General features: G+C 66.7%; 17 protein-coding genes, 2 tRNA genes and 3 rRNA genes. 13 read left to right on the plus strand and 9 right to left on the minus strand.

What is annotated here, in order from left to right:
* The first annotated feature begins 777 nt into the window (after positions 1–777).
* The 6 genes from KYK13_RS00450 (at position 778) to KYK13_RS00475 (ending at position 6924) form a co-directional block, all read left to right on the plus strand.
* Positions 778–2313: ribosomal RNA gene (locus KYK13_RS00450) — 16S ribosomal RNA — on the plus strand.
* Positions 2314–2526: 213 nt separating this feature from the next.
* A tRNA-Ile gene (locus KYK13_RS00455) sits at positions 2527–2603 on the plus strand.
* Between the two features lie 44 nt (positions 2604–2647).
* Positions 2648–2720, plus strand: a tRNA-Ala gene (locus tag KYK13_RS00460).
* A 293-nt stretch (positions 2721–3013) separates the two neighbouring features.
* A 23S ribosomal RNA gene (locus tag KYK13_RS00465) occupies positions 3014–5979 on the plus strand.
* Between the two features lie 178 nt (positions 5980–6157).
* Positions 6158–6274: ribosomal RNA gene (rrf, locus tag KYK13_RS00470) — 5S ribosomal RNA — on the plus strand.
* The 16S, 23S and 5S rRNA genes sit together here with 2 tRNA genes alongside, the layout of an rRNA operon.
* 203 nt (positions 6275–6477) lie before the next feature.
* Complete coding sequence (locus KYK13_RS00475) at positions 6478–6924, plus strand: hypothetical protein (protein ID WP_223640817.1); 447 nt, start codon at positions 6478–6480, stop codon at positions 6922–6924.
* Positions 6925–6933: 9 nt separating this feature from the next.
* On the opposite strand, the gene KYK13_RS00480 is transcribed toward KYK13_RS00475, so the two are convergent.
* Entirely contained in the window at positions 6934–7134 is a 201-nt protein-coding gene (locus KYK13_RS00480) for a SlyX family protein (RefSeq protein ID WP_014392968.1), read from the minus strand.
* A gap of 31 nt (positions 7135–7165) precedes the next feature.
* Here KYK13_RS00480 and KYK13_RS00485 point away from each other — a divergent pair, with 31 nt between their 5' ends.
* Positions 7166–7465, plus strand: coding sequence for a hypothetical protein (locus tag KYK13_RS00485; RefSeq protein WP_120527567.1), 300 nt, complete (start codon positions 7166–7168; stop codon positions 7463–7465).
* Between the two features lie 14 nt (positions 7466–7479).
* Here the strand turns inward: KYK13_RS00485 and KYK13_RS00490 are convergent, their stop codons facing one another.
* The 3 genes from KYK13_RS00490 to KYK13_RS00500 form a co-directional block, all read right to left on the minus strand.
* On the minus strand, positions 7480–8364 hold the full coding sequence (locus KYK13_RS00490) for a tetratricopeptide repeat protein (protein ID WP_223640820.1): 885 nt from the start codon (positions 8362–8364) through the stop codon (positions 7480–7482).
* A gap of 93 nt (positions 8365–8457) precedes the next feature.
* Complete coding sequence (locus KYK13_RS00495; protein WP_223640823.1) at positions 8458–8802, minus strand: DUF2007 domain-containing protein; 345 nt, start codon at positions 8800–8802, stop codon at positions 8458–8460.
* Positions 8803–8902: 100 nt separating this feature from the next.
* Positions 8903–9319 carry a hypothetical protein gene (locus KYK13_RS00500; RefSeq protein ID WP_223640826.1) on the minus strand — a complete coding sequence of 139 codons (417 nt, stop codon included), beginning with the start codon at positions 9317–9319 and terminating at the stop codon, positions 8903–8905.
* 217 nt (positions 9320–9536) lie between these two features.
* Here KYK13_RS00500 and KYK13_RS00505 point away from each other — a divergent pair, with 217 nt between their 5' ends.
* Positions 9537–9728, plus strand: coding sequence for a hypothetical protein (locus KYK13_RS00505; RefSeq protein WP_223640829.1), 192 nt, complete (start codon positions 9537–9539; stop codon positions 9726–9728).
* 53 nt (positions 9729–9781) lie between these two features.
* On the opposite strand, the gene KYK13_RS00510 is transcribed toward KYK13_RS00505, so the two are convergent.
* From KYK13_RS00510 to KYK13_RS00525, 4 genes are all read right to left on the minus strand, one after another.
* Positions 9782–10612 (minus strand): hypothetical protein, encoded by an 831-nt coding sequence (locus KYK13_RS00510; RefSeq protein ID WP_223640832.1) that lies wholly within the window; start codon positions 10610–10612, stop codon positions 9782–9784.
* The gene (locus KYK13_RS00515) at positions 10609–11382 is read right to left on the minus strand and encodes a hypothetical protein (RefSeq protein ID WP_370645260.1); all 774 of its coding nucleotides are present in this window, start codon (positions 11380–11382) and stop codon (positions 10609–10611) included. Before KYK13_RS00515 ends, KYK13_RS00510 begins: the two co-directional genes overlap by 4 nt.
* A complete protein-coding gene (locus KYK13_RS00520; RefSeq protein ID WP_223646445.1) occupies positions 11379–13511 on the minus strand; it encodes a TonB-dependent receptor in 2133 nt (710 codons plus the stop codon). The genes KYK13_RS00515 and KYK13_RS00520 overlap by 4 nt, the downstream gene beginning before the upstream one ends.
* Positions 13512–13705: 194 nt before the next feature.
* Positions 13706–14125: a hypothetical protein gene (locus KYK13_RS00525; RefSeq protein ID WP_223640835.1), complete on the minus strand. Its 420-nt coding sequence runs from the start codon at positions 14123–14125 to the stop codon at positions 13706–13708.
* Between the two features lie 208 nt (positions 14126–14333).
* Here KYK13_RS00525 and glpD point away from each other — a divergent pair, with 208 nt between their 5' ends.
* The 4 genes from glpD (at position 14334) to KYK13_RS00545 (ending at position 19247) form a co-directional block, all read left to right on the plus strand.
* Positions 14334–16031 carry a glycerol-3-phosphate dehydrogenase gene (gene glpD, locus KYK13_RS00530; protein ID WP_223640837.1) on the plus strand — a complete coding sequence of 566 codons (1698 nt, stop codon included), beginning with the start codon at positions 14334–14336 and terminating at the stop codon, positions 16029–16031.
* Between the two features lie 382 nt (positions 16032–16413).
* On the plus strand, positions 16414–18123 hold the full coding sequence (locus tag KYK13_RS38990; RefSeq protein WP_304504081.1) for a S8 family serine peptidase: 1710 nt from the start codon (positions 16414–16416) through the stop codon (positions 18121–18123).
* Positions 18124–18317: 194 nt separating this feature from the next.
* Positions 18318–18989, plus strand: a complete 672-nt coding sequence (locus KYK13_RS00540; RefSeq protein WP_223640840.1) for a hypothetical protein — start codon at positions 18318–18320, stop codon at positions 18987–18989.
* Positions 18990–19037: 48 nt separating this feature from the next.
* On the plus strand, positions 19038–19247 hold the full coding sequence (locus tag KYK13_RS00545; protein WP_223640842.1) for a hypothetical protein: 210 nt from the start codon (positions 19038–19040) through the stop codon (positions 19245–19247).
* A gap of 10 nt (positions 19248–19257) precedes the next feature.
* On the opposite strand, the gene KYK13_RS00550 is transcribed toward KYK13_RS00545, so the two are convergent.
* Complete coding sequence (locus tag KYK13_RS00550) at positions 19258–19860, minus strand: CDP-alcohol phosphatidyltransferase family protein (protein WP_223640844.1); 603 nt, start codon at positions 19858–19860, stop codon at positions 19258–19260.
* A 191-nt stretch (positions 19861–20051) separates the two neighbouring features.
* Between KYK13_RS00550 and KYK13_RS00555 the strand changes: the two genes are divergently transcribed.
* Positions 20052–20945, plus strand: coding sequence for a DUF4846 domain-containing protein (locus KYK13_RS00555; protein WP_370645395.1), 894 nt, complete (start codon positions 20052–20054; stop codon positions 20943–20945).
* Positions 20946–21005 lie beyond the last annotated feature (60 nt).

A 21005-nucleotide genomic window follows, 5' to 3' on the forward strand; every position in this document is an offset into this window, starting at 1 on the left:
CTCTCTATCGTCGGTACGCCAATGATCAGGGCCAGGCAACCAAGGGTTTGACGTCGCCGGCCCGAAGCGTTAGAGAGTGCCCCCCCGCGACGAACCGCAGGCCCTCCAGGGCTCGGACGGTCAGCGCGGGGGGAAGGAAAGGATCGACGAAGGATGTTGATCCCGAACGCGGTGGAGAGGTAGAAGCCGCGCCCCTCGCTTCGAAGCCCGCGCACTGGCGCGGAAGGCACTTCGGAGAGAGAGCAGCACCGAAAAGAAAATAGGGCAGTCAACGAGCGGGTTGACAGCGAACGCGGCGAAGAGATAGAAGCCGCGCCCCACCGAAGAAGCAGGCGTCCGGCAAGCAACAAAACGGACGCAAAGCGGTGAAGGAAGCTGACGGCAAGCGGTTGACAGGGAAGACGGCGCTGAAGTAGAAGCCGCTCCCCTTCGAAAGAAAACGGCGGAAGTCACTGGACGGCGCCGACGAGATTCGAAGCAGCCCGCAGGACGCAAAAGCGAAGTTGACGCTGACTGCGAACTGAAATAGAAGCTGCAACCCCGCCGGACGAAAGAAGCCGGCAAGCAACAAAGCCGCAACAAGCGGCTCGGTCTTTGAAAACCAAATAGCAAGCCCAAGCAGTAATGGATTGCGGAAACCGCAGTCAATTTTTTGAGGGCATCTTCACCTCGAGGGCAGCGCTGAAAAGCGCAGCGAGAGGGAAGTGCCGACGAATCAGCGAGCCGAGACTCCTTAGCCGGGTCTCGGGGGACGCCGGTTCAAGCAAACCAAGAATACAATTGGAGAGTTTGATCCTGGCTCAGAACGAACGCTGGCGGCGTGCCTAACACATGCAAGTCGAGCGCGAATGGGGAAACCCTAGTAGAGCGGCGCACGGGTGCGTAACACGTGGATAATCTGCCTGGATGCCTGGGATAACCAGTCGAAAGATTGGCTAATACCGGATAAGCCCACGGTCTCTTCGGAGACTGAGGGAAAAGGTGGCCTCTGTATACAAGCTATCACAACCAGATGAGTCCGCGGCCCATCAGCTAGTTGGCGGGGTAATGGCCCACCAAGGCGACGACGGGTAGCTGGTCTGAGAGGACGATCAGCCACACTGGAACTGAGACACGGTCCAGACTCCTACGGGAGGCAGCAGTGGGGAATTTTGCGCAATGGGCGAAAGCCTGACGCAGCAACGCCGCGTGTGTGATGAAGGTCTTTGGATTGTAAAGCACTTTCGACCGGGACGAAACCGTAAAGCCTAATACGCTTTGCCTTGACGGTACCGGGAGAAGAAGCACCGGCTAACTCTGTGCCAGCAGCCGCGGTAATACAGAGGGTGCAAGCGTTGTTCGGAATTATTGGGCGTAAAGCGCGTGTAGGCGGCTTTGCAAGTCGGGTGTGAAAGCCCTCAGCTCAACTGAGGAAGTGCGCCCGAAACTGCAGAGCTTGAGTGCCGGAGAGGGTGGCGGAATTCCCCAAGTAGAGGTGAAATTCGTAGATATGGGGAGGAACACCGGTGGCGAAGGCGGCCACCTGGACGGTAACTGACGCTGAGACGCGAAAGCGTGGGTAGCAAACAGGATTAGATACCCTGGTAGTCCACGCCGTAAACGATGAGAACTAGGTGTCGTGGGAGTTGACCCCCGCGGTGCCGTAGCTAACGCATTAAGTTCTCCGCCTGGGAAGTACGGTCGCAAGACTAAAACTCAAAGGAATTGACGGGGGCCCGCACAAGCGGTGGAGCATGTGGTTTAATTCGACGCAACGCGCAGAACCTTACCTGGTCTTGACATCCTCGGAATCCTTCAGAGATGAGGGAGTGCCCGCAAGGGAACCGAGAGACAGGTGCTGCATGGCTGTCGTCAGCTCGTGTCGTGAGATGTTGGGTTAAGTCCCGCAACGAGCGCAACCCTCGCCTTTAGTTGCCACGCAAGTGGATCTCTAGAGGGACTGCCGGTGTTAAACCGGAGGAAGGTGGGGATGACGTCAAGTCCTCATGGCCTTTATGACCAGGGCTACACACGTGCTACAATGGCCGGTACAGAGCGCTGCAAACCCGCGAGGGGGAGCTAATCGCAGAAAACCGGTCTCAGTTCAGATTGGAGTCTGCAACTCGACTCCATGAAGGCGGAATCGCTAGTAATCGCAGATCAGCACGCTGCGGTGAATACGTTCCCGGGCCTTGTACACACCGCCCGTCACACCATGGGAGTCGATTGCTCCAGAAGTCATCTCACCAAGAGATGCCCAAGGAGTGCTCGGTAACTGGGGTGAAGTCGTAACAAGGTAGCCGTAGGGGAACCTGCGGCTGGATCACCTCCTTTCTAAGGAGACCGGGTGTTGGACTCATCCTTCGGGAGAGTAGGCAACACCAGCAGCCTTCGGGCTGTCAGGTCTGACTAGGTCAAAGTTTCCGGTAAACAATCCATTATCAACTTCGGGCTTGCTGTTTGGTTTTGAAGGACCGAGCGAAGGCGGCTCGGCTCTTTGAGAATGAAGGACGCTGTAGGGTTCTGCCGATGCTTTAGCCCCCACCTGGGCCTATAGCTCAGCTGGCTAGAGCGCGCGCCTGATAAGCGCGAGGTCGGTGGTTCAAGTCCACCTAGGCCCACCATTCTCCCTCATTGGGGGGACGAAGGCGGTGCCGACGCGAGAGTCGGGGCTGTAGCTCAGCTGGGAGAGCGCCAGCTTTGCAAGCTGGATGTCGTCGGTTCGAACCCGATCAGCTCCACAAGTTACCTGCTTCCAAGCAGGGACGTTCTTTGACAAGTGCATACGAAGGGTAAGTTGCAATTTCTGCTGAGTGAAGTTCTCAACAGAAGTGCCGACTTCGAAATCTGCTTTACCAGGCGCCGCGAGGCAGCCGGGTAGAGGGGAACGAAGTCTCCCACACAAGAAGAAGCAGTGAAGAGAACAGCAATAAGTAAAGTCTTCCGGGCCTGCTAGCGAAGAGCAGAGGCCTGGGCCTTGGTTTCGAGTTTCGACAATCCGCCGGGAGGCGGGCGTTGGACAAGAGATTAGGGCAAGTAAGCTACTAAGGGCGTGCGGTGGATGCCTAGGTGCCAAGAGGCGATGAAGGACGTGGGTGGCTGCGAAAAGCTTCGGGGAGTTGCCAACCAAACGTTGATCCGGAGATGTCCGAATGGGGAAACCCAGCGTGGCGAAGAGCTGCGTTACTGCAACCTGAATTCATAGGGTTGCAGAGCAAACCAGGGGAAGTGAAACATCTCAGTACCCTGAGGAAGAGAAAACAACGAGTGATTCCCAAAGTAGTGGCGAGCGAAATGGGAAGAGGCCAAACCAACGTCATGCAAATGGCGGTGGGGTAGCGGGTCCGCGGTAGGACTCTGGAGGGCTAGCGGAAGCACCTGGAAAGGTGCACCAAAGAGCGTGATAGTCGCGTACGCGAAAGCCGTCTGGAGCTGAGCGGGTTACCCAAGTAAGACGGGACACGTGCAATCCTGTCTGAATCTGCCGGGACCATCCGGTAAGCCTAAATACTCCTTGGCGACCGATAGTGAACAAGTACCGCGAGGGAAAGGTGAAAAGAACCCCGGTGAGGGGAGTCCAAAGAACCTGAAACCGCATGTCTACAAGCAGTTCGAGCACTACGGCGCAAGCCAGTGCGAGAGCGTACCTTTTGCATCATGATTCGGCGACTTAATATACGTAGCGAGGCTAAGCCGATAGGTGGAGCCGGAGCGAAAGCGAGTCCGAACAGGGCGCTAAGTTGCGTGTATTATAACCCGAAGCGGGGTGATCTACACATGGCCAGGTTGAAGTGCGGGTAACACCGCATGGAGGACCGAACTCATGAAAGTTGAAAATTTCTGGGATGAGCTGTGTGTAGGGGTGAAAGGCCAATCAAACTCCGTGATAGCTGGTTCTCCCCGAAAGATATTTAGGTATCGGCTCGGGTAATTCAATGCCGGAGGTAGAGCACTGAAACGGCTAGGGGTCTCACCAGATTACCAAACCGTATCAAACTCCGAATGCCGGCAATTGTTATCCCGGGACGCAGTCAGTGGGTGATAACGTCCATTGGCAAGAGGGGAATAACCCAGACCGACAGCTAAGGCCCCCAAATCTAGTCTAAGTGAACACTAGAAAGGATGTGGCAGGTCATTGACAACCAGGAGGTTGGCTTAGAAGCAGCCATCCTTTAAAGAAAGCGTAATAGCTCACTGGTCAAGACAGGCCGCGCCGAAAATGTAACGGGGCTCAAGACTAGTGCCGAAGCTTCGGGTCATGCATGCCAGGCATGCATGGCGGTAGGGGAGCGTCCCAGTTGCAGCGAAGGTGGACCGAAAGGGCCGCTGGAGCGACTGGGAGTGCTGATGCCGAAATGAGTAGCGATAAAGGGGGTGAGAAACCCCCTCGCCGTAAACCCAAGGTTTCCTGGGTCAAGTTAATCTTCCCAGGGTTAGCCGGGTCCTAAGCCGAGGCCGAAAGGCGTAGGTGATGGCAAGCAGGTTAATATTCCTGCGCCATCTTGCAGACGTTGAACTGAGGGAGGACGGAGAAAGCTAGGCGAGCTGACCGGTGGTTGTGTCAGTCTAAAGGCGTAGGGGTGTCGCGTACGAATAAAGGCGCGGCAGTCATCCCCGAGACCCCATGGCGCCCCGCAAGGGGTAAGTCGCTGATGCTCGGCTTCCAAGAAAAGTCCCGCAGGGAGTCTGCAGGGTGTCCGTACCGCAAACCGACACAGGTGGGTGAGGAGAAAATCCTAAGGCGCTTGAGAGAACTCTCCTCCAAGGAACTAGGCAAATTTCCACCGTAACTTCGGAAGAAGGTGGGCCTCTGGTAGGTGTAGGCGTACAGCCGAAGCCGAGAGAGGTTGCAGAGAAATGGCGGTAGCGACTGTTTACCAAAAACACAGGACTCTGCGAAGGCGACAAGCCGACGTATAGGGTCTGACTCCTGCCCGGTGCTGGAAGGTTAAGGGGATTCGTCAGCCGCAAGGCGAAGCGATGATCCGAAGCCCCAGTAAACGGCGGCCGTAACTATAACGGTCCTAAGGTAGCGAAATTCCTTGTCGGGTAAGTTCCGACCTGCACGAATGGAGTAACGACTTCCGCACTGTCTCGGAGAGGGACTCAGCGAAATTGAAATAGCTGTGCCGATGCAGTTTACCCGCAGCAAGACGGAAAGACCCCGTGAACCTTTACTACAACTTGACAGTGACACTAGGGATTGACTGTGTAGGATAGGTGGGAGCCTTTGAAGCCGGGCCGCTAGGTTCGGTGGAGGCAACGGTGAAATACCACCCTGTTGATTTCTGGTGTCTAACCACGTCTCGTCAGCCGGGACTGGGACACTGTCTGGTGGGTAGTTTGACTGGGGCGGTCGCCTCCCAAAAAGTAACGGAGGCGCGCGATGGTTCCCTCAGCCCGATTGGAAACCGGGCGTCGAGTGCAATGGCATAAGGGAGCTTGACTGCGAGACCGACAGGTCGAGCAGGTGCGAAAGCAGGTCATAGTGATCCGGTGGTCCTGAATGGAAGGGCCATCGCTCAACGGATAAAAGGTACTCCGGGGATAACAGGCTTATCTCCCCCAAGAGTTCACATCGACGGGGAGGTTTGGCACCTCGATGTCGGCTCATCGCATCCTGGGGCTGGAGCAGGTCCCAAGGGTTTGGCTGTTCGCCAATTAAAGCGGTACGCGAGCTGGGTTCAAAACGTCGTGAGACAGTTTGGTCCCTATCTGCTGTGGGCGTAGGATACTTGAGAGGCTCTGACCTTAGTACGAGAGGACCGGGTTGGAGGCACCGCTGGTGTACCAGTTGTCTCGCCAGAGGCATCGCTGGGTAGCCATGTGCCGATTGGATAACCGCTGAAAGCATCTAAGCGGGAAACCGACCTCAAGACCAGGTATCCCGGGCGCAAGCCCCTGAAGACTCGTGGAAGACTACCACGTTGATAGGCTGGGTGTGTAAGCGCGGTAACGCGTTAAGCTAACCAGTACTAATAAGTCGAGCGGCTTACTTCCCCCCTTCTCTTGCATGCCCCCTCGTGGGGAGTAAGGGACTCGGGGCCAAGGCCGAGGCCATGGACGCGCATGCCCGCGTCCGCCCGGAAGACAGCTGTTTCGCTCTTCTTCAAATGAAGAGGCTTCACTCCAAGCAGAAGCTTGCAACTTACCCTTCGTATGCACCGTCATCCCATTTTCCGGTGGCAATGTCGGAGGGGTCACACCCGTTCCCATCCCGAACACGGAAGTTAAGCCCTCCAGAGCCGATGGTACTCCGCGGGAAACCGCGTGGGAGAGTAGGTCGCTGCCGGATTCTTTTCTCAAAAGCCCCTGATGCCTTCATGGCATCAGGGGCTTTGTCTTTTTCGGGCTCGTGGCACCGGGCGCCGGCGCATGCTCCTTCGTGGATTGATCCGACGGGGTGCGAACGTGCAGCCGCCTGGCTTTGTGGCTGGCCTGACCCTGCCTGCTTTGCTTGAGTGGTGCTCCTTCCCCTCTCTGGACAGGAGCTCTCGCATGCATCTGCTTCGAATCTACGCCGCCGGGCTGTTCGCGTTGGGGCTCCTGCTGGTCCCTGCTGAATCCAAGGCGCAGCAGTCCGGGGTTCGCCTGGGCGTGGGCGCGGACTACTGGGTCGACACCAGCGCTGCCTTCAACTTCACGCTCGGCGTCGAAGGGCATGTGGCCGGTCCGCTCTTCGTGGGGGCACGGTTCGGCGCGGTGCTCGTCACGGACGGGAACATCATTGGCGTCCCGTTGGACATCTCGCTCCGCGCGACCCTGGGCCGGACGGTCTACATCGAGGGGCTCGCGGGCCCGTGGATCTTCTTCAAGGGTGACACCTTCAAGGCCCACGCGGCGTTTGGCTTTGGCCTCCAGGGCAAGGCCGCGAGCATTGGCGTCGAGGTGGGCTACCTCGACCCGAATCCCATCATCGGCCTTCGGCTGGGCTACAAGTTCTGAGGCCGTGTCTCAGTAGTGGGGTGGCCGCTCCTGCTGGCGGGCGTCCACCAGGCCCGGCTCGGCGTCCAGCTTGCGCTTGAGCTGGTCCAGCTCCGCCCGGAGCGCGTCGATGACGCGCCCCTGCTGGTAGAGCACGTCGCTCAGCTCCTGCAGCAGCTCCTGCTGCTGCGTGTAGCGGATTTCCAGCTCGACCAGGCGCTTGTCTTCCATTGCCGTCTTCTCCGCTTGGGGACCGTGCCCCATGAATACCCTCGAATACCTCCAGCGCGCCCGCGAGCTGCTTGGTCGCGGACAGCCCGAGCTGGCGGAGTCCGCCCTGAGTGACGCCATCGATGCGGCCGTGGCGGCGGAGGACCTGGTCCTCCTCACCCATGCCCGGTTCGCGCTGGGGGAACTGCTCTTCCAGCAGGGCCGGGATGAAGAGGCAATCCCCTTCCTCCAGGCCGTGGTGCGAACCGAACGCGCCGACGGGTCCGTGGATGCTCCGGTCATCGCCTCCGCGCGGATGCTGCGCCAGATTCGAGGGCAGGAACCTCGCTGAACGTCCCCTGAAGTTCAGGGCAGCCGGCACTGCTCCCGGATGGCGTCCATCCGCTGCGGGAAGCGCCGCTCCAGGTCCGTGCGCGTCTGGCGGGCTCCCTCGAACTTCCCCGCCTTCACCTGGAGGGTGCAGAGCGTGGACAGCGCCCGCGTGTCGGACACGTTCAGGCGGTCCGCCTGTCGCAGGGCCGCCTCGGCGGCGTCTTCGTTCCCCAACTGGAACCAGACGACGCCCAGCTGGTAGTGACCCTCCGCGAGCTTCGGGTCCTTCTGCACCGCCTGCTGCAGGAGTCCCACGGCCTCGCGGTTGCGGCCTTCCTTGGTGAGCACCAGGCCCTGTTCCACCAGGAGCCGAGCCGCGGGGACCTTGCCCTCCAGGGAGGTGAAGACCTTCAGGGCCTCCTCGGGCCTTCCCATCCGGCTGAGCAGCCGGCCGTAGCGCATGCCAACGAGGGGATCGCCTGGAGTGCGGTTGTAGGCCCGGGACAGGGCCGCCGTGGCGCCCTCGACGTCGCCTTTCTCCTCGCTCAGGTCCGCCCGGAGCAGCTCCGCCCTCGGGTCCGCCGGCGCCAGCTTCTGGGCCTTGTCGAGGGACTGCTCCACGCAGCGGGACATCCGCTCCCGGTCGCAGATGCGCGCGAGCAGGAGCTGGGTCTCCAGGGCGTTGGGGTCCCTCCGCTCGGCCTCGACGGCCAGGTCGTGTGCTTCCGCGGGGGCTCCTTCACGCAGGAGTTCGGCTGCCTCACGCAGGTCCGCCGCAGTCGCCTTGTCGTTGTGCTTCAGAGGCACCAGGAAGCGCAGGCGGCCCTCCACGTTCTCCGTGGCCCGGGCGATGGCCAGCTCCTGCTCGGGCATGTTGCGGGGCAGGAACAGGGGGATGACGTGGACGGCGAGCGCCACGCCGCAGACCCAGAGGACACCCCTTAGCCCCTGGTTCCAACGCCGGACGCTCCGCTCCCCGGGTTCTTTCGATGGGTCGCTCATGGGGCGTTTCTAGACGGCGCGCAGGTGGGGGCGCAGCCCCGAGGGGAGTTCCAGCTCGCAGCTCCAGCAGAGCTCGAAGTTGGCGGGATTCTCCTCGCCACAGCGAGGGCAGGCCACCGAACGGCTGGCGGCTTCCTGGTTGGCCTGGAGCTCCGCGAGGACCTGTCGCGCGGCTTCCAGCTCCCGCGGCCACAGCCACAGCTCCACCCAGGCCTCGGTGCTGGGAATCTCTCCGCTCAGCGGGGCCAGGGACTCGCCGCGGATGTCGACCGTGAGCCCGGCCGACTCCAGGGCTCCTGCCAGCATCCGTGCCTCTCCAACCGTGCGGTGCACGGAGAACTGCACGCGCTTCATGCCTCTTGTCTGTCAGAACCGGGCCCGCAGGGCAACCAGCCCCGGCTGCTCACCTGCTGTGCCCTGGCCGACTCGGGCCTCCTGGCGCGTGCGGTTTCCCTCATTCTTCATCGCGCAGTTGGTGCGGCAGGACCGCGTGCGCGTGGCGCGGCGCCCGTGCGTGGAGCTCCGCCGTCAGCAGTGCATCCAGCTCCGCGAGCAGGCGATCATACCTGCCCCCCTTCGCGGGCAGCTGGTTCGTGGCGAGCCTCAGCCGCGGCGTCTCCTCGTCCTCGAAGGCCAGGGTCACCGCCAGTCCGTCCGGGCCTCCGGCTTGCGGTGCGAGGGTGGCGGGCTCGGGTTCGTGTTGGAGGGATTCCAGCAGGGGGGCCAACCGGCGGATCTCCTGCTGCGTCAGGTCTCTCTCCACCACGGGTTCGCCCTGCTCGAGGACGCGGAGGTGCGTGAGGCCCTCCACCCGCAGCGCCTGCGCTCCGGTGTTCGTCCAGCCACTGCGCTCGTAGGTCGCCGTCTTCACGCGCGTACCCCCTGGGGTCTAGGAGTAGGCATCCGCCTCCTTCCAGGCATCCCAGAGGGCAAGCCGCCTCCTGCTTTCACGGTCCGGCGGGGACAGCCATGGCGACGGGTGCCAGACACTGTGCAGCGTCCCCTGGGCCCCTGCGCTTCGCGACCGCGTCTCCCTACCGTCGTTTCATCCGGGCACCCACGTCCGGACACACGGAGGTCGCGGAACGATGAGCAAGAACAAGAACCCCAGCCCGAATGATCAGCGCTCCAACACGAAGAACCCCGAGCGGCCGGAGCACAAGTCCGCCCAGGACAACCGCTCCAACCAGATGAACCCGAACCATCCCCACAATCCGTCGTCGCCCATGCCTTCGCATGGCGGCGGGATGCCGGGCAGCGACGGTTCCTCGAAGCGCTGAACGCAGCGGGAGAGGCCGGCCGCGCGTCCGGGCCGGCCCCTCCGTGCAGGGGCCTAGCGGACTCGCGGCGAGCACTCGCCTTCGCCGCGGTAGTGCCCCACGGTGCGCACGAGCGCCGTCACGAAGTCTCGCAGCGTCCGGACGCTGCCCGCGCCTCCCGTGCCGTACTGGTCCGACGGCAGCGACGTGAGGTCCACGAGGCCCAGCTCATCAAGCGTGATTTCGCCGTCCGGACCCACCACGCCCGCGCTGTCCGCCGCGGCGATGGCGTCGAAGCGCATCTTCGCGTCGGCCGACTGGAGGTCGTCGAAGAAGAGGTGGTCGCCGTGGATGGTGAGCTGCACCGTCTCCGTGCTGCCCTTGGGCACCGTCACGCCGTTGCCGATGTCCCCGTTCTCGCAGTGCTCGTACAGGGTGTTGGTGGGGAAGCCCCAGCGGAAGCGCTTCGTCGCGGTGCCCTTGGTGGCCGTGCCCTCGACATAGACGGACCAGCCTTCGGCGTTCATCCGCGTCACGTCCTCCGCGTCCGCGTTGCCGGCGGTGGCGTCCGTGGCGGGGGCGATGGCGTAGCTCACCTCGTTCCATTCCTCGGCGGCCAGGTCGTTGAAGGTGGCGACGTTCACCGGGCCCGGCCGGTGCACGTCGTACACCTTCGCGGCCTTCTGCTCGGCGGCGGTTTCCCCTTCGCGGTTGGCGACCTTCACCTCGCTCAGCTTGACGAGGAACTTGGTGTACTTCACCGTCCAGCCGTCCGCGAAGGCGCTGGCGGGGATCTCCTTCTCGATGAAGTCCTCTCCGTACGTGGTGAACGTCACGTTGCCTTGACCCGACGAGCAGGCGACCAGGGCCAGGCAGGACACTCCCATCAGCCAATGCTTCTTCATTCCGCGGCTCCTTCCACCCACGTCACGACGTAGGCGCTGGTGTCTTCCACGCCGCGCACCAGTCCGTTCTGGGCCTGGCTGCCGGCGGGGAAGGTGGAAACGCCAGCCACGTCCGGAGGCGACGCGGTGGCGAAGTCGATGCGGTCCATCCATTTTCCCAGGTCCACCGCGACGCGAACGTGGCCTGCCTCCTGCTGGAGGTCGCGCTCGAAGCGCACGCCTTCGATGGCCTTGGGCAGATCCACCGTCGCATCGAAGCGCACCGCGACTCCGGACGTCTGGGTCGCGGTGCCCCGGATGTGCACCTGGTGACCTTCGAGCAGGTTCAGCGGATCCGTGGCCGCCGTGGGCGTTACGAGCGTCAGTTCCAATGAACCGTATGCGCCGGTGACGGCGTTGGCGTCGCCCAGGTTGGCGCCCTCGAGCAGGTCCACCGTCTGGGCGTTCAGCACCTCGCCCAACGCGTCGCCGGGGACGTAGTGCCCCGGGTGCGCGTTCGCGGTGCCTCCGACGAGCGAATACCAGTCGAAGCGGGGGAGTCGTCGCGATAGCAGCACGCGGCCCTCGAAGAAGCGGACCGAGCCGACCGAGAGCCGCGCGGCTTCAGGCGTCACCGTCCAGCCGTAGGAGTTGGGGGCCGTGGGCGCCGTCGCCGTCATCATCACGGCGAAGGTGCGGCGCTCCGCTTCCGTCTTGCCGCCGCAGCCCAGGCCCAGCAGGGTCGCGGTCAGCGCCACAGCTCGGAGCGGGGCGGGGAATGCGTTCATCATCGATGGACCTCCAGGGTGAGCGAGGCCATGCGTGGCGACCCCGCGGTGAAATGTCTGGCTGGGACGAGGCTCGGCTGGGACGTGGGGTCGAAGCGCGAGCTGTAGACGAACTCGCCGTCCCGCCAGCGCGTGTTGAGCAGGTTCGTCACGTCGAGCCGCAGTGCGAGCGCTCCCCAGCGCAGCATGGCCTGCACGTCCGCGAGGAACACGGTGTGGCTGTATTCGTCGTAGGGCAGGGGCCTTGGACCGATGAGCGTGAGGCCCGTGCCCAGCGACAGGATGGACTCAATGGCGGGCAGTGGCTGCTCCCAGCCGAGGTCCGCGCGGGCGACCAGGGGCGCGAAGTAGGGGAGCTTCGCGTCCGTCTTCGTCACCGTCGCGTTCGCCACCGTGGCGCTCAGCGCGGCGGTGACTCCTTCGAGCGGACGTGCCTGAAGCGCCGCGGAGATGCCCGTGCGCAGCGTCTCTCCCGTGAAGACGGTGGTGCCCACCGTGTGGTCGAAGAAGAAGTCGTTCGCCACCTGCGAGCCGAAGACGCTCGCCTGGAAGGACAGGCGCTCCCCGTCCCTCCTCGTGCCCAGCTCCGCGCCGTGCACGTTCACGAAGGGGGCTTGTTCTCCCTCGGAGAGGCTTCGTGCCTGGGGGGAACGGAAGCCGTCTCCGTAGCTGGCGAAGAGGGCCCAGGTGTCCGTGAGCGCGTATTCGATGCCGGCCTTCGCTCCCCAGTGCACTCCGAAGGCGCTGCGCGAGTAGCCCTGCCCGTCGTAGTAGCGCGGGTCCTGGAAGGCGAGCGCGTCGAAGACCTCCACGCCCAGCGCGTCGGCCCGGCCTCCCAGCCGGAAGGCCCAGCGGCCCACGGGGAGCCGGGCTTCGGCGTAACCCCAGACATCCGTCTGCGTGATGTCCGCGTCCACTTCGTCCGAGAAGAAGGTGCCGTCCGTCTCGCGGTAACGGCGTTGCGTCTGGTGGATGCCGTCACGCCGTCCCCCGAGGCCGAGCTCCAGCGCGACGGGACGGTCGAAGAGGGTGACCTGGCGGCGGTGCTCGGCGCGCAGGCCCAGCGTGGTCCCGCCGTTCGTCTGCTCCAGGCCGTCGCCCCGGTCGTCCACGCGGTAGCCGGTGAAGTTGTTGCGCAGGCGCAGGTCCGAGAGGATTCCAAAGGCCTCCAGGCGCGTGCGCGCGGTGCCCTCGCGGGGCAGGTCCACTCCGATGAGCAGCTGGTGCCTGGAGACCGTGCCTCCCTGCCGGTCGAAGGAGCCGGAGTAGAAGGTGCGGCGCCCGGCTGTGAGGTCGTCCTCGCGCACCACTCCGGGCGAGTCGAAGCGCGTGAAGTAGCTGCCTCCCAGGACGCGCGCGCTCAGGCCGTGGCCCAGGTCCATGTTCGCCTGGGCGAGGAGGCTGGCCCGGCCGTAGCCCCGCTGGGGGCCGAAGCCGTTGCTCTCCCCGAGCTCCGCCGCCGCGAAGGTGCCGGGGTCCTCGCCCGGGCGCACCGTCACGACGAGCCGGCGCGTGTTGAACTGGCCCAGCGTGCCGGCGAACTCCACGCCCTTCTCCCGGGCGCCCAGGTCCATGCGCACCGTTCCCGCCACCGCGAAGTCCCCCTGGAACGCGCGGTAGGAGCCCTCGGTCACCTCCAGCGCCTGGACGAGCTCCGGGATGATGAAGTTGGTGTCCGCGTAGCCGAGCGCGTGGATGTGGCTCACCTCGTTGACCGGCAGGCCTCCGATGTTCAGCTCCACGTCCTGACCGTGGAGCGCGTCGAAGCCGCGCAGGAAGAGCTGCTGCGCCTTGCCCTCGCCGCTGTGCTGCGAGGCCACCAGGCCCGGGACGACTCGCAGCACGTCCGTCGCGTTCATGCGCGGCGCCGTCCCGAGGATGTCCCGGCCAAGCGTGACCTCGGCGGCGCTCCGGGCCGGCCGCGTGCCGCGCACCACCGTGGAGCGCTGCTTGCCGGTGGCCTCCGGGGACGGCGGCCCTGCGCCATCCGGCTGCTGCGTCTCGGGTTGCTGCTGTTCCTGGGTCGCTTCTGTTACCGCATGGCCGGCGGCTTCCGCGGGCGGCCCCTCCTGCGCGGCGGGCACGGTTGCGGAAAGACACGTCGAGAGCGTGGCGAACGCGATGAGCAACATGGTCACGGGAGCGACGGCGCGAGGAGACGGCGACACGCCCCCGGGGCGCGTCGGGACGCGTTCCAGGGCGTGCGAGTGGAAAGGCAGACAGCTTCAGGGCGAGGACACACGCTCACGCAGGCCCGTGTCCGGCCAAGGCCAGACGGTCCGCATGCTCGCGAATCATCCTTCCGGAAATCCGAAGTGCGCCGTGCCTATGGGCCCTGCGGCATCGCGGCGGAGCGCAACCGCTGGCCCGGCGACCACTCCGGGCTTCGCTCCGGCTCCACCCGCCAGGAGACCCAGCGCAGCTTCGGCGGCACGAACACCGTCCAGTTCGCCGCCACCGCGAGCAGGTGCTCCACCGAGCCCGTCAGGTGCTGGTGGCCATGGCCCCGCTTCGTCCCGTCCGGCTCGCCGTGCCCGGGCTCCGGCGCGCACGGGGCCTTCGCCGCCTCGCAGGCCTTGCCCGTCGTGCGGTGGACGTGGGAGCTCGCGCCGTGTTCGTGGCCGTGCGGGCCCAGGCCTCCGCCGTGGCCCACCACCGCGTGCAGCACCGGCGCCACCGCGAGCCCGTACACCAGGACCCACAGTCCCAGGAACGCCAGGTCACGTCGGTCTCGAGAATCCCACACGGTGGTTCAGGCGTACGGTGACAGAGCGTCCAGGACGGGAGGGGGAGGCGGCTGGCTGCCTATCCGTCCTCCTCCCGACATGCAAGGCCGCCCCCGCCGCCCGCTGCCAGACAGCGCCCTGGCGTCCTGTCCCATGACCCCGTGGACCTCTTGACGCATCGCATCGGAATCCGCTGCGGCCACAGACTTCCCGTCATAGACTCCAGGCGTGCGTTCTGAATCCGCCGCCCTCCGCTCCCTGCCTGCCTCCATCGAGGTTCCCGCACCTCCCTCGCGCGCCGACCGTCTGCGCGCCCTGGGGAGCGAGTCCTTCGACCTGCTCGTGATTGGTGGCGGGGTGACGGGCGCGGGCGCGGCCCGGGATGCGGCGCTGCGCGGTCTGAAGGTCGCCCTGGTGGAGCGCGAGGACTTCGCCAGCGGGACGTCCAGCCGCTCGTCGCGACTCATCCACGGCGGGCTGCGCTATCTGGAGCATGGCCACCTGGGGCTCGTCTTCGAGTCGAGCATCGAGCGGCGCCGCCTGCTGCACCTGGCGCCCCACCTGGTGCGGCCGCTGGCCTTCGTCTGGCCCGTGTACGAGGGCGCGCGGGTGCCTCGCTGGAAGCTCAACGCGGGGCTGATGCTGTACGACGCCCTGTCGCTGTTCCGGAACGTGAAGGCGTATCAGCGCCTGTCGCTCAAGCAGGTCATGGAGGCCGAGCCCGGCATCAAGTCCGAGGGGCTCAAGGGCGGCGCGCGCTACTACGACGCGGCCACCGACGACGCGCGCCTCACGCTGGCCAACGCGCTGGGCGCGAGCGAGGCCGGCGCGGTGGTGCTCAACCACGCCTCCGTGAAGCGGCTGGTGCTGGAGGAGGGCAAGGCGAAGGGCGCGGTGGTGGTGGATCACCTCACGGGCCTGGAGCACACCGTGCGCGCTCGCGCCGTGGTCAACGCGACGGGGCCCTGGAGCGATGAGATCCGCCAGCTGGATTCGCAGCAGTCGCGCACGGGCCCCGCGGTCCGTGGCAGCAAGGGCGTGCACATCTCCGTGCCCCGGTCGCGGCTGAACATCGGGGACGCGCTCACGCTCCTGTCCCCCGTGGATGGCCGCGTGATGTTCATCCTGCCCGCGGATGCGTTCACCCTCATCGGCACGACGGAGACGGCCACCCGCGCCCATCCGGCCGAGGTGCGCGCGAGCGAGGCCGATGTGGCCTACCTGCTCTCTTCCGCCAACGCCTTCTTCCCCGACGCGCACCTCACGCGCGAGGACATGGTCAGCGCCTGGGCCGGCATCCGTCCGCTAGCCGCGAGCGGCTATCACGGCAACAGCGACGCGGGCAGCGCCAGCCGCGAGCACGCCATCGACGTGAGCCCATCCGGCGTGCTGGCCATCAGCGGCGGCAAGCTCACCACCTTCCGGGTCATGGCCCGCGACGTGGTCAACGCCGTGGAGCGCCACCTGGCCCTTCCGCACAAGAAGCCCGTCACCCACGAGCAGCCCCTGCCGGGCGGCGACCTCCTCAAGCTGGACGCGGAGCTCGCGGCGGCGAAGCAGGAGACCGGGGACGCGGCCACGGGCGAGCACCTGGTGCGCGCGTACGGCAGCCGCTGGCGCGCGGTGTGGGCGCTCACGCGCGAGACGCCGGCGCTGGCCGAGCCGCTGGTGGACGGCATGCCCTACCGCCGCGCCGAGGCCGCGTGGGGCGTGACCCATGAGATGGTGCAGACGCTCGCCGACCTGCTCATCCGCCGCCTCAAGGTCGCGTTCGAGACGCGGGACCAGGGCCGCGCCGCCGCCGTCCGCGCCGCGGAGGTGATGGCGCCGCTCCTGGGCTGGGACGCGGCGGAGACCGAGCGCCAGCTGGCTGCCTACGCCGCGGATGCCCAGCGCATCTTCGGCGTGGACCCCTCCGACGCCTGACCCCTTGCTGGGAGAAGACGGACCTGGTGCGTCATGAACGCGTCCGGGTGCCGGACAACGAACGGGCGCGCCCCTTGAGCGTCGGGCGCCTTACGTTGGCTCGGCACCGGATGTCCGTTGGGCGCACGACAGCCGCCCGAGCAGTCGTCCTGCGTCCATGCTTAAATCGCAATGGGAACGGGAAGCAGGGTCGCCCCGTTCTTCCCGGCCCTCATTCGGGGGCGAATCACGGCGCGGTTTCCACAGTGGCCGGACGAAGGAGATGCACCCCATGAAGCGTTGGCTTTGGCTTGGGCTCGGGTTGTCCGGACTGGTGGCGAGCGGCTGTGGAAGCGATCCCGACCCTGTCGTCGTCCCGCAGGCGTGTCCGGGAACCTCGGAGATGTCGCTGCCTTCGACCTCGACGGCGGCCTCCGCGCTGCGCTCGGACACCGGGGACACGGCGGACGGGGTGATCATCACCTACAAGCCGCAGGTGAGCGCGAAGTCGCTGGCGGCCTCGGAGGACATCGCGACGGCGGTGGAGCGCCAGGGCGGCAGGGTGCGGCGCCGCATCCCGAACATGAACGTGGTGTCCGCCCACCTGTCGCCGGCGGCCATCGAGGCGCTGAAGCTGCGGCCGGACGTGGTCTCCGTGACGCCCAACCGCCGCGTGCACGCGATGGGGCTGCCCACGCCTCCGCCGCTCGCGTCGTGGCAGGGCATGTTCAGCACGCAGGGGTCGGTGGGCGAGTACACGGAGGGGCTGAAGCTGGTCCAGGCCCCGCAGGTGTGGGACGCGAACAACGACGGCATCATCGACCCCGGCGCGCCCACGGGCGAGGGCGTGAAGGTGTGCGTCATCGACAGCGGCTGGGACAGCAAGCACCCGGAGCTGAAGGCGGCGTTCCTCAAGGGGAAGGACTTCGTCGACAACGACGATGATCCGTCCGACCAGACCGTGTCCCAGGGCACCGTCACGGTGGGCGGCGGCCACGGCACCCACGTGTCCGCGACCATCCTGGCGCAGTTCGGTCCGGGCACCGGCGGACGCGTGGCGCCCGGGGAGGATCCGAACGGCGTGGTGGGCGTGGCGCCGGGCGCGTCGCTGCTCGTCGCGCGCGTGCTGGACACGAACGGCGGCGGCAGCACGGACGACGTCATCGCGGCGGTGGACTGGTGCCACTCGCAGGGGGCGCGGATCGCCTCGCTGTCGCTGGGCGCGCCGGACTCGTCCCCCGTCGAGCAGACCATGTTCGAGAAGGTCTGGGATGGCGGCAACGGCATGCTGTCCATCGCGGCCAGCGGCAACGACGGCAAGCGCGGCATCTCCTATCCGGCCGGGTACATGCCGTCGGTGATGGCGGTGGGCGCGGTGGACATGCAGGGCAAGATCGCGGCCTTCTCCCAGTACGGCCAGGAGCTGTCCGTGGTGGGACCGGGCGTGGGCGTGCTGAGCGCCACGGTGCTGGGGTTGGCGTCGCTGTCCTCGGTGACCGTGCCGTCGCTGCCCCTCACCTCGTCGCCGCTCACGTACACCGCGCAGGGCTCGTACACGGGCAGGCTGGTCAACTGCGGCCTGGGCGCGGACCGCGCGGCGTGCGGCGCGGCCGCCACCTGCGAGGGCTTCGTCGCCTACGTGGACCGCGGCGACCTGTTCTTCGAGGAGAAGGCTCGCAACGTCATCCAGGCCGGCGCTCGCGCGGTCATCATCGGCAACAACGTGGAGGATGACGGCGACGGCACCTTCACGCTGGGCTCCGCGAACGACCACTGGGTGCCCACGGTGTCGGTGTCCATGGCGTCCGGTACGGCCCTCAAGAAGCTGATCGGTCAGGAGGTGACGGTGAACGTCACCGGCCTGGACTACCAGCGCGAGTCCGGCACCTCCATGGCCACCCCGCACGTGTCGGGCGTCGCCGCGCTGGTGTTCAGCGCCCGTCCGGACCTGACGGCCGCGCACGTGCGCGCGGTGCTGGAGAAGACGGCGCTGGACGACACGGCGGTGCCGGGCAAGGACGAGAAGTACGGCTACGGCCTGGTGCAGGCGGTCAAGGCCGTGCAGCTGGCGCGCTCGCTGCCCCCGGGAGGCGGTCCGCTCCCGCTGCCGTGACGGCGCGTGTCGGTGCGCTCGTGGCGCTGACGCCCCCGCGTCCCATTTCGTGGGACCGGGGGCGTCCTCTTTTCCAAAAGCAGGCGCCGTGTCGTGGGGTGGTGGGCCGGGCGGGCGGGCAGGCGCCATGCTTCCGGGTCGGTGGTTCTCGCGGTGTGAGCACGCACCTTCCCTGATGGGGAGGCGCGCCGGGCATGAAGCGAGACACGTGGCTGGGATTGGGCATCGCGGGCGTGGCCTGCCTGTTGATGTGCGCTGGGGCGCAGTCAGGCGGCATGGCGGATGACGCGACATCCGAGGAGACCGCGGCCTCGCAGGCTCCGGCGACGCCCACGGCTCCGGTGGCGGCGCCTCCACGGCAGCAACCGGCGACGGGCGGATCCGGGACGAACCCTCAGACCCCCGCTGGCATGGCGCCCGCGCAGGGCGCTCCCTCGCAAGGAACCGCGACCCGGAATGCAACCCCTGGGGAGAGCCCTCCCGCGAATCCGAACCCCCCCAACCCGGAGGCGAACGCGGGCACTGGCGGCACGGGCAATACGGGCACGGGGCCTCCCACGGCGGCGACGCCTCCTCCCTCCGGCGCGCCGCCAGGCGTCGCGGTGGTGGACGCCATCTACCGGGGCTCGGTGCGCTCCGTGTCTCCCACGGAGGTCGTCATCGACAACGCGGGCTCGCGGCTGCCGCTGGAGATCAGCGCCCAGACGCGCATCCTCCGCGATGGGGAGAGAATCAGCGCGACGCAGCTCAAGGAGGGCGAGCGCGTGCGCGCCACCGTGAACCTGGTGGGCCGCAGCCACACGCGGGAGATCGCCGTGCTGACCGGCGACGAGGCCCGCCGCGACGCCGAGACGCGGCGACGGTGACGTCAGCCGTGTGGCACCGCCCGCGTCACCCGGGCGGAGGTTTCCACCATGACGGTCTACGACCGGTACCGAACCCTGTTGCACAAACTGGCCCTCGTTCGCGCCCGCGCGCCGGGAGGGGATTCACCCGAGGCCGACGCGCTGCTCGACGCGATGGACGAGGCCTGGGACGCGCTGTCCGACGGTGAGCGCGCCGCCATGGAGCGCGAGCGCGCCCGGCTGGCCCTGGCTTCCGAGCCGCGTGCCGTGCCCGCGTGACGCGCGGGTTTCACTCCCGCGCGGAGCCCATGGGCGCGCCCGTGGGCCCCTGGGGAAGGCGCGGAGAGGGCCGGGACGGTGGCAGCCCCCGCCGCTGGCGCTGACGCCACACCGCCCGCGAGTAGTCCACCACCGACGCCAGCGACAGCAGCGCGACGAGCGCCACGAGCGGCCGCACCAGCGGCGGGTAGAGCAGCACGCACAGCAACGCCGCGAGCTGCAGCGTGGTGACGACCTTGCCCAGCATTCGCGCCTTGAGCTCGACGGCGCGCATGTCCGGCCGGATCCTCGCGACGATGAAGCCGATGGCGGTGCCGATGTCGCGCAGGAGCAGCAGCGTCAGCTCCACCGGGTCGATGAGCCCGTCCAGCAGACACACGATGAAGGCCGTCACCATGAAGGCGCGGTCCGCCACCGGGTCGATGAGCGCCCCCAGCCGCGTGACCAGCCCCCGGTGCCGGGCAATCCAGCCGTCCAGGAAGTCCGTCGCCGCCGCCGCCACCACCAGCAAGGCCCGCACACGCAGGTCCGACACCGCGATGAACGCCGCGGCGAGCGGCAGTCGCGACAGGGACAGCGTATTGAGCAGCACGAGGCTTGCCCGACGGTGCATGGCTTTCAAAAGGTAGTGCTCGGTCCCCGGCGCGCACCTGCCCGCCGCGGCGAGCGTCCAGCGAAGAACTCCCCTGATACCCTCGCTGATCCACCCCTGGCCACGGACCCTGGATTCCGTGTGCGGTGTCCCAGGACCATGCCCGGGAATCCGCCCGGCCCGCTTCCCCTGGAGCCCGCCCCTTGAACGCGTTGGGACCCGTCCGCGCCCTGCTGGCCCTGGCCACCCTGTCCGCCATCGCGCTGCCCCTGGTGAGCTGCGAAGCGGCCGGCCGGGCGAAGGCCGCGCCCCGCGCCCCCTCGGCGGAGGAGCGGACGCGCTACCCGTGGCTTCCCGCGTCCGTCCGGGTGCGCTCGCTGGAGGAGACGTTCGCGCCGCCCGAGGGCTACACGCGCGTGCCCCTGGAGGCGGGGTCGTTCGGGGCCTGGCTGCGCGGACTGCCCCTGCGCCCCGAGGGCACCCCCGTGCGCGACTTCCAGGGCCAGACGGTGCTGGCGGCGTCCGACGCCCGGCTCGCGGCGGTCGCGGAGCTGGACGTGGGCACCGCGGACCTCCAGCAGTGCGCGGACTCCATCCTGCGCCTGCACGCGGAGTGGCGCTGGGCGTCCGGCCACCCGGAGCGCATCGCCTACCGGTTCACCAGCGGCCACCTGGCGTCCTGGCCCCGGTACGCGGCCGGGGAGCGGGCGCGCGTGTCCGGTGCGAAGGTGACGTGGGTGCCGGGCAGCGCGGCGGCGGACAGCTCACGGGCGGCCTTCCGCAACTACCTGGAGCTGCTCTTCACCTACGCGGGCACCCTGTCGCTTCAAGCAGAGGGCGCCCGGCCCCCGCGGGAGCAGCCGCGCCCCGGGGACTTCTTCGTCCTGGGGGGCAGCCCCGGCCATACGGTGCTCGTGCTGGACGTGGCCACCAACGCGAAGGGAGAACGGGTGGCGCTGGTGGGCCAGGGCTTCACCCCCGCGCAGGACTTCCACGTCCTGGCGGGGAAGGACGGGCCCTGGTTCCCGCTGGAGGGGGAGCGCCTGGCGACGCCCTTCTGGGCGCCCTTCCCCATGACGTCCCTGCGCCGCCTGCCATCCCCCTGAGGGGTGAAACGTGAAACACGGTCGAGCTGCGGCCGGGCGGGCGCCCTCCCGGTGTTCCCC

It is taken from the genome of Corallococcus sp. EGB (assembly GCF_019968905.1).
Classification (GTDB): Bacteria; Myxococcota; Myxococcia; order Myxococcales; family Myxococcaceae; genus Corallococcus.

Bases quoted from the DNA above. Each gene is read 5' to 3' on its own strand.
- KYK13_RS00485 (WP_120527567.1), top strand. From the start codon at position 7,166: ATGAATACCCTCGAATACCTCCAGCGCGCCCGCGAGCTGCTTGGTCGC.
- KYK13_RS00515 (WP_370645260.1), bottom strand. From the start codon at position 11,382: ATGATGAACGCATTCCCCGCCCCGCTCCGAGCTGTGGCGCTGACCGCG.
- KYK13_RS00475 (WP_223640817.1), top strand. From the start codon at position 6,478: ATGCATCTGCTTCGAATCTACGCCGCCGGGCTGTTCGCGTTGGGGCTC.
- KYK13_RS00540 (WP_223640840.1), top strand. From the start codon at position 18,318: ATGAAGCGAGACACGTGGCTGGGATTGGGCATCGCGGGCGTGGCCTGC.
- KYK13_RS00510 (WP_223640832.1), bottom strand. From the start codon at position 10,612: ATGAAGAAGCATTGGCTGATGGGAGTGTCCTGCCTGGCCCTGGTCGCC.
- KYK13_RS00505 (WP_223640829.1), top strand. From the start codon at position 9,537: ATGAGCAAGAACAAGAACCCCAGCCCGAATGATCAGCGCTCCAACACG.
- KYK13_RS00550 (WP_223640844.1), bottom strand. From the start codon at position 19,860: ATGCACCGTCGGGCAAGCCTCGTGCTGCTCAATACGCTGTCCCTGTCG.
- KYK13_RS38990 (WP_304504081.1), top strand. From the start codon at position 16,414: ATGTCGCTGCCTTCGACCTCGACGGCGGCCTCCGCGCTGCGCTCGGAC.
- KYK13_RS00520 (WP_223646445.1), bottom strand. From the start codon at position 13,511: ATGTTGCTCATCGCGTTCGCCACGCTCTCGACGTGTCTTTCCGCAACC.
- KYK13_RS00480 (WP_014392968.1), bottom strand. From the start codon at position 7,134: ATGGAAGACAAGCGCCTGGTCGAGCTGGAAATCCGCTACACGCAGCAG.
- KYK13_RS00545 (WP_223640842.1), top strand. From the start codon at position 19,038: ATGACGGTCTACGACCGGTACCGAACCCTGTTGCACAAACTGGCCCTC.
- KYK13_RS00495 (WP_223640823.1), bottom strand. From the start codon at position 8,802: ATGAAGCGCGTGCAGTTCTCCGTGCACCGCACGGTTGGAGAGGCACGG.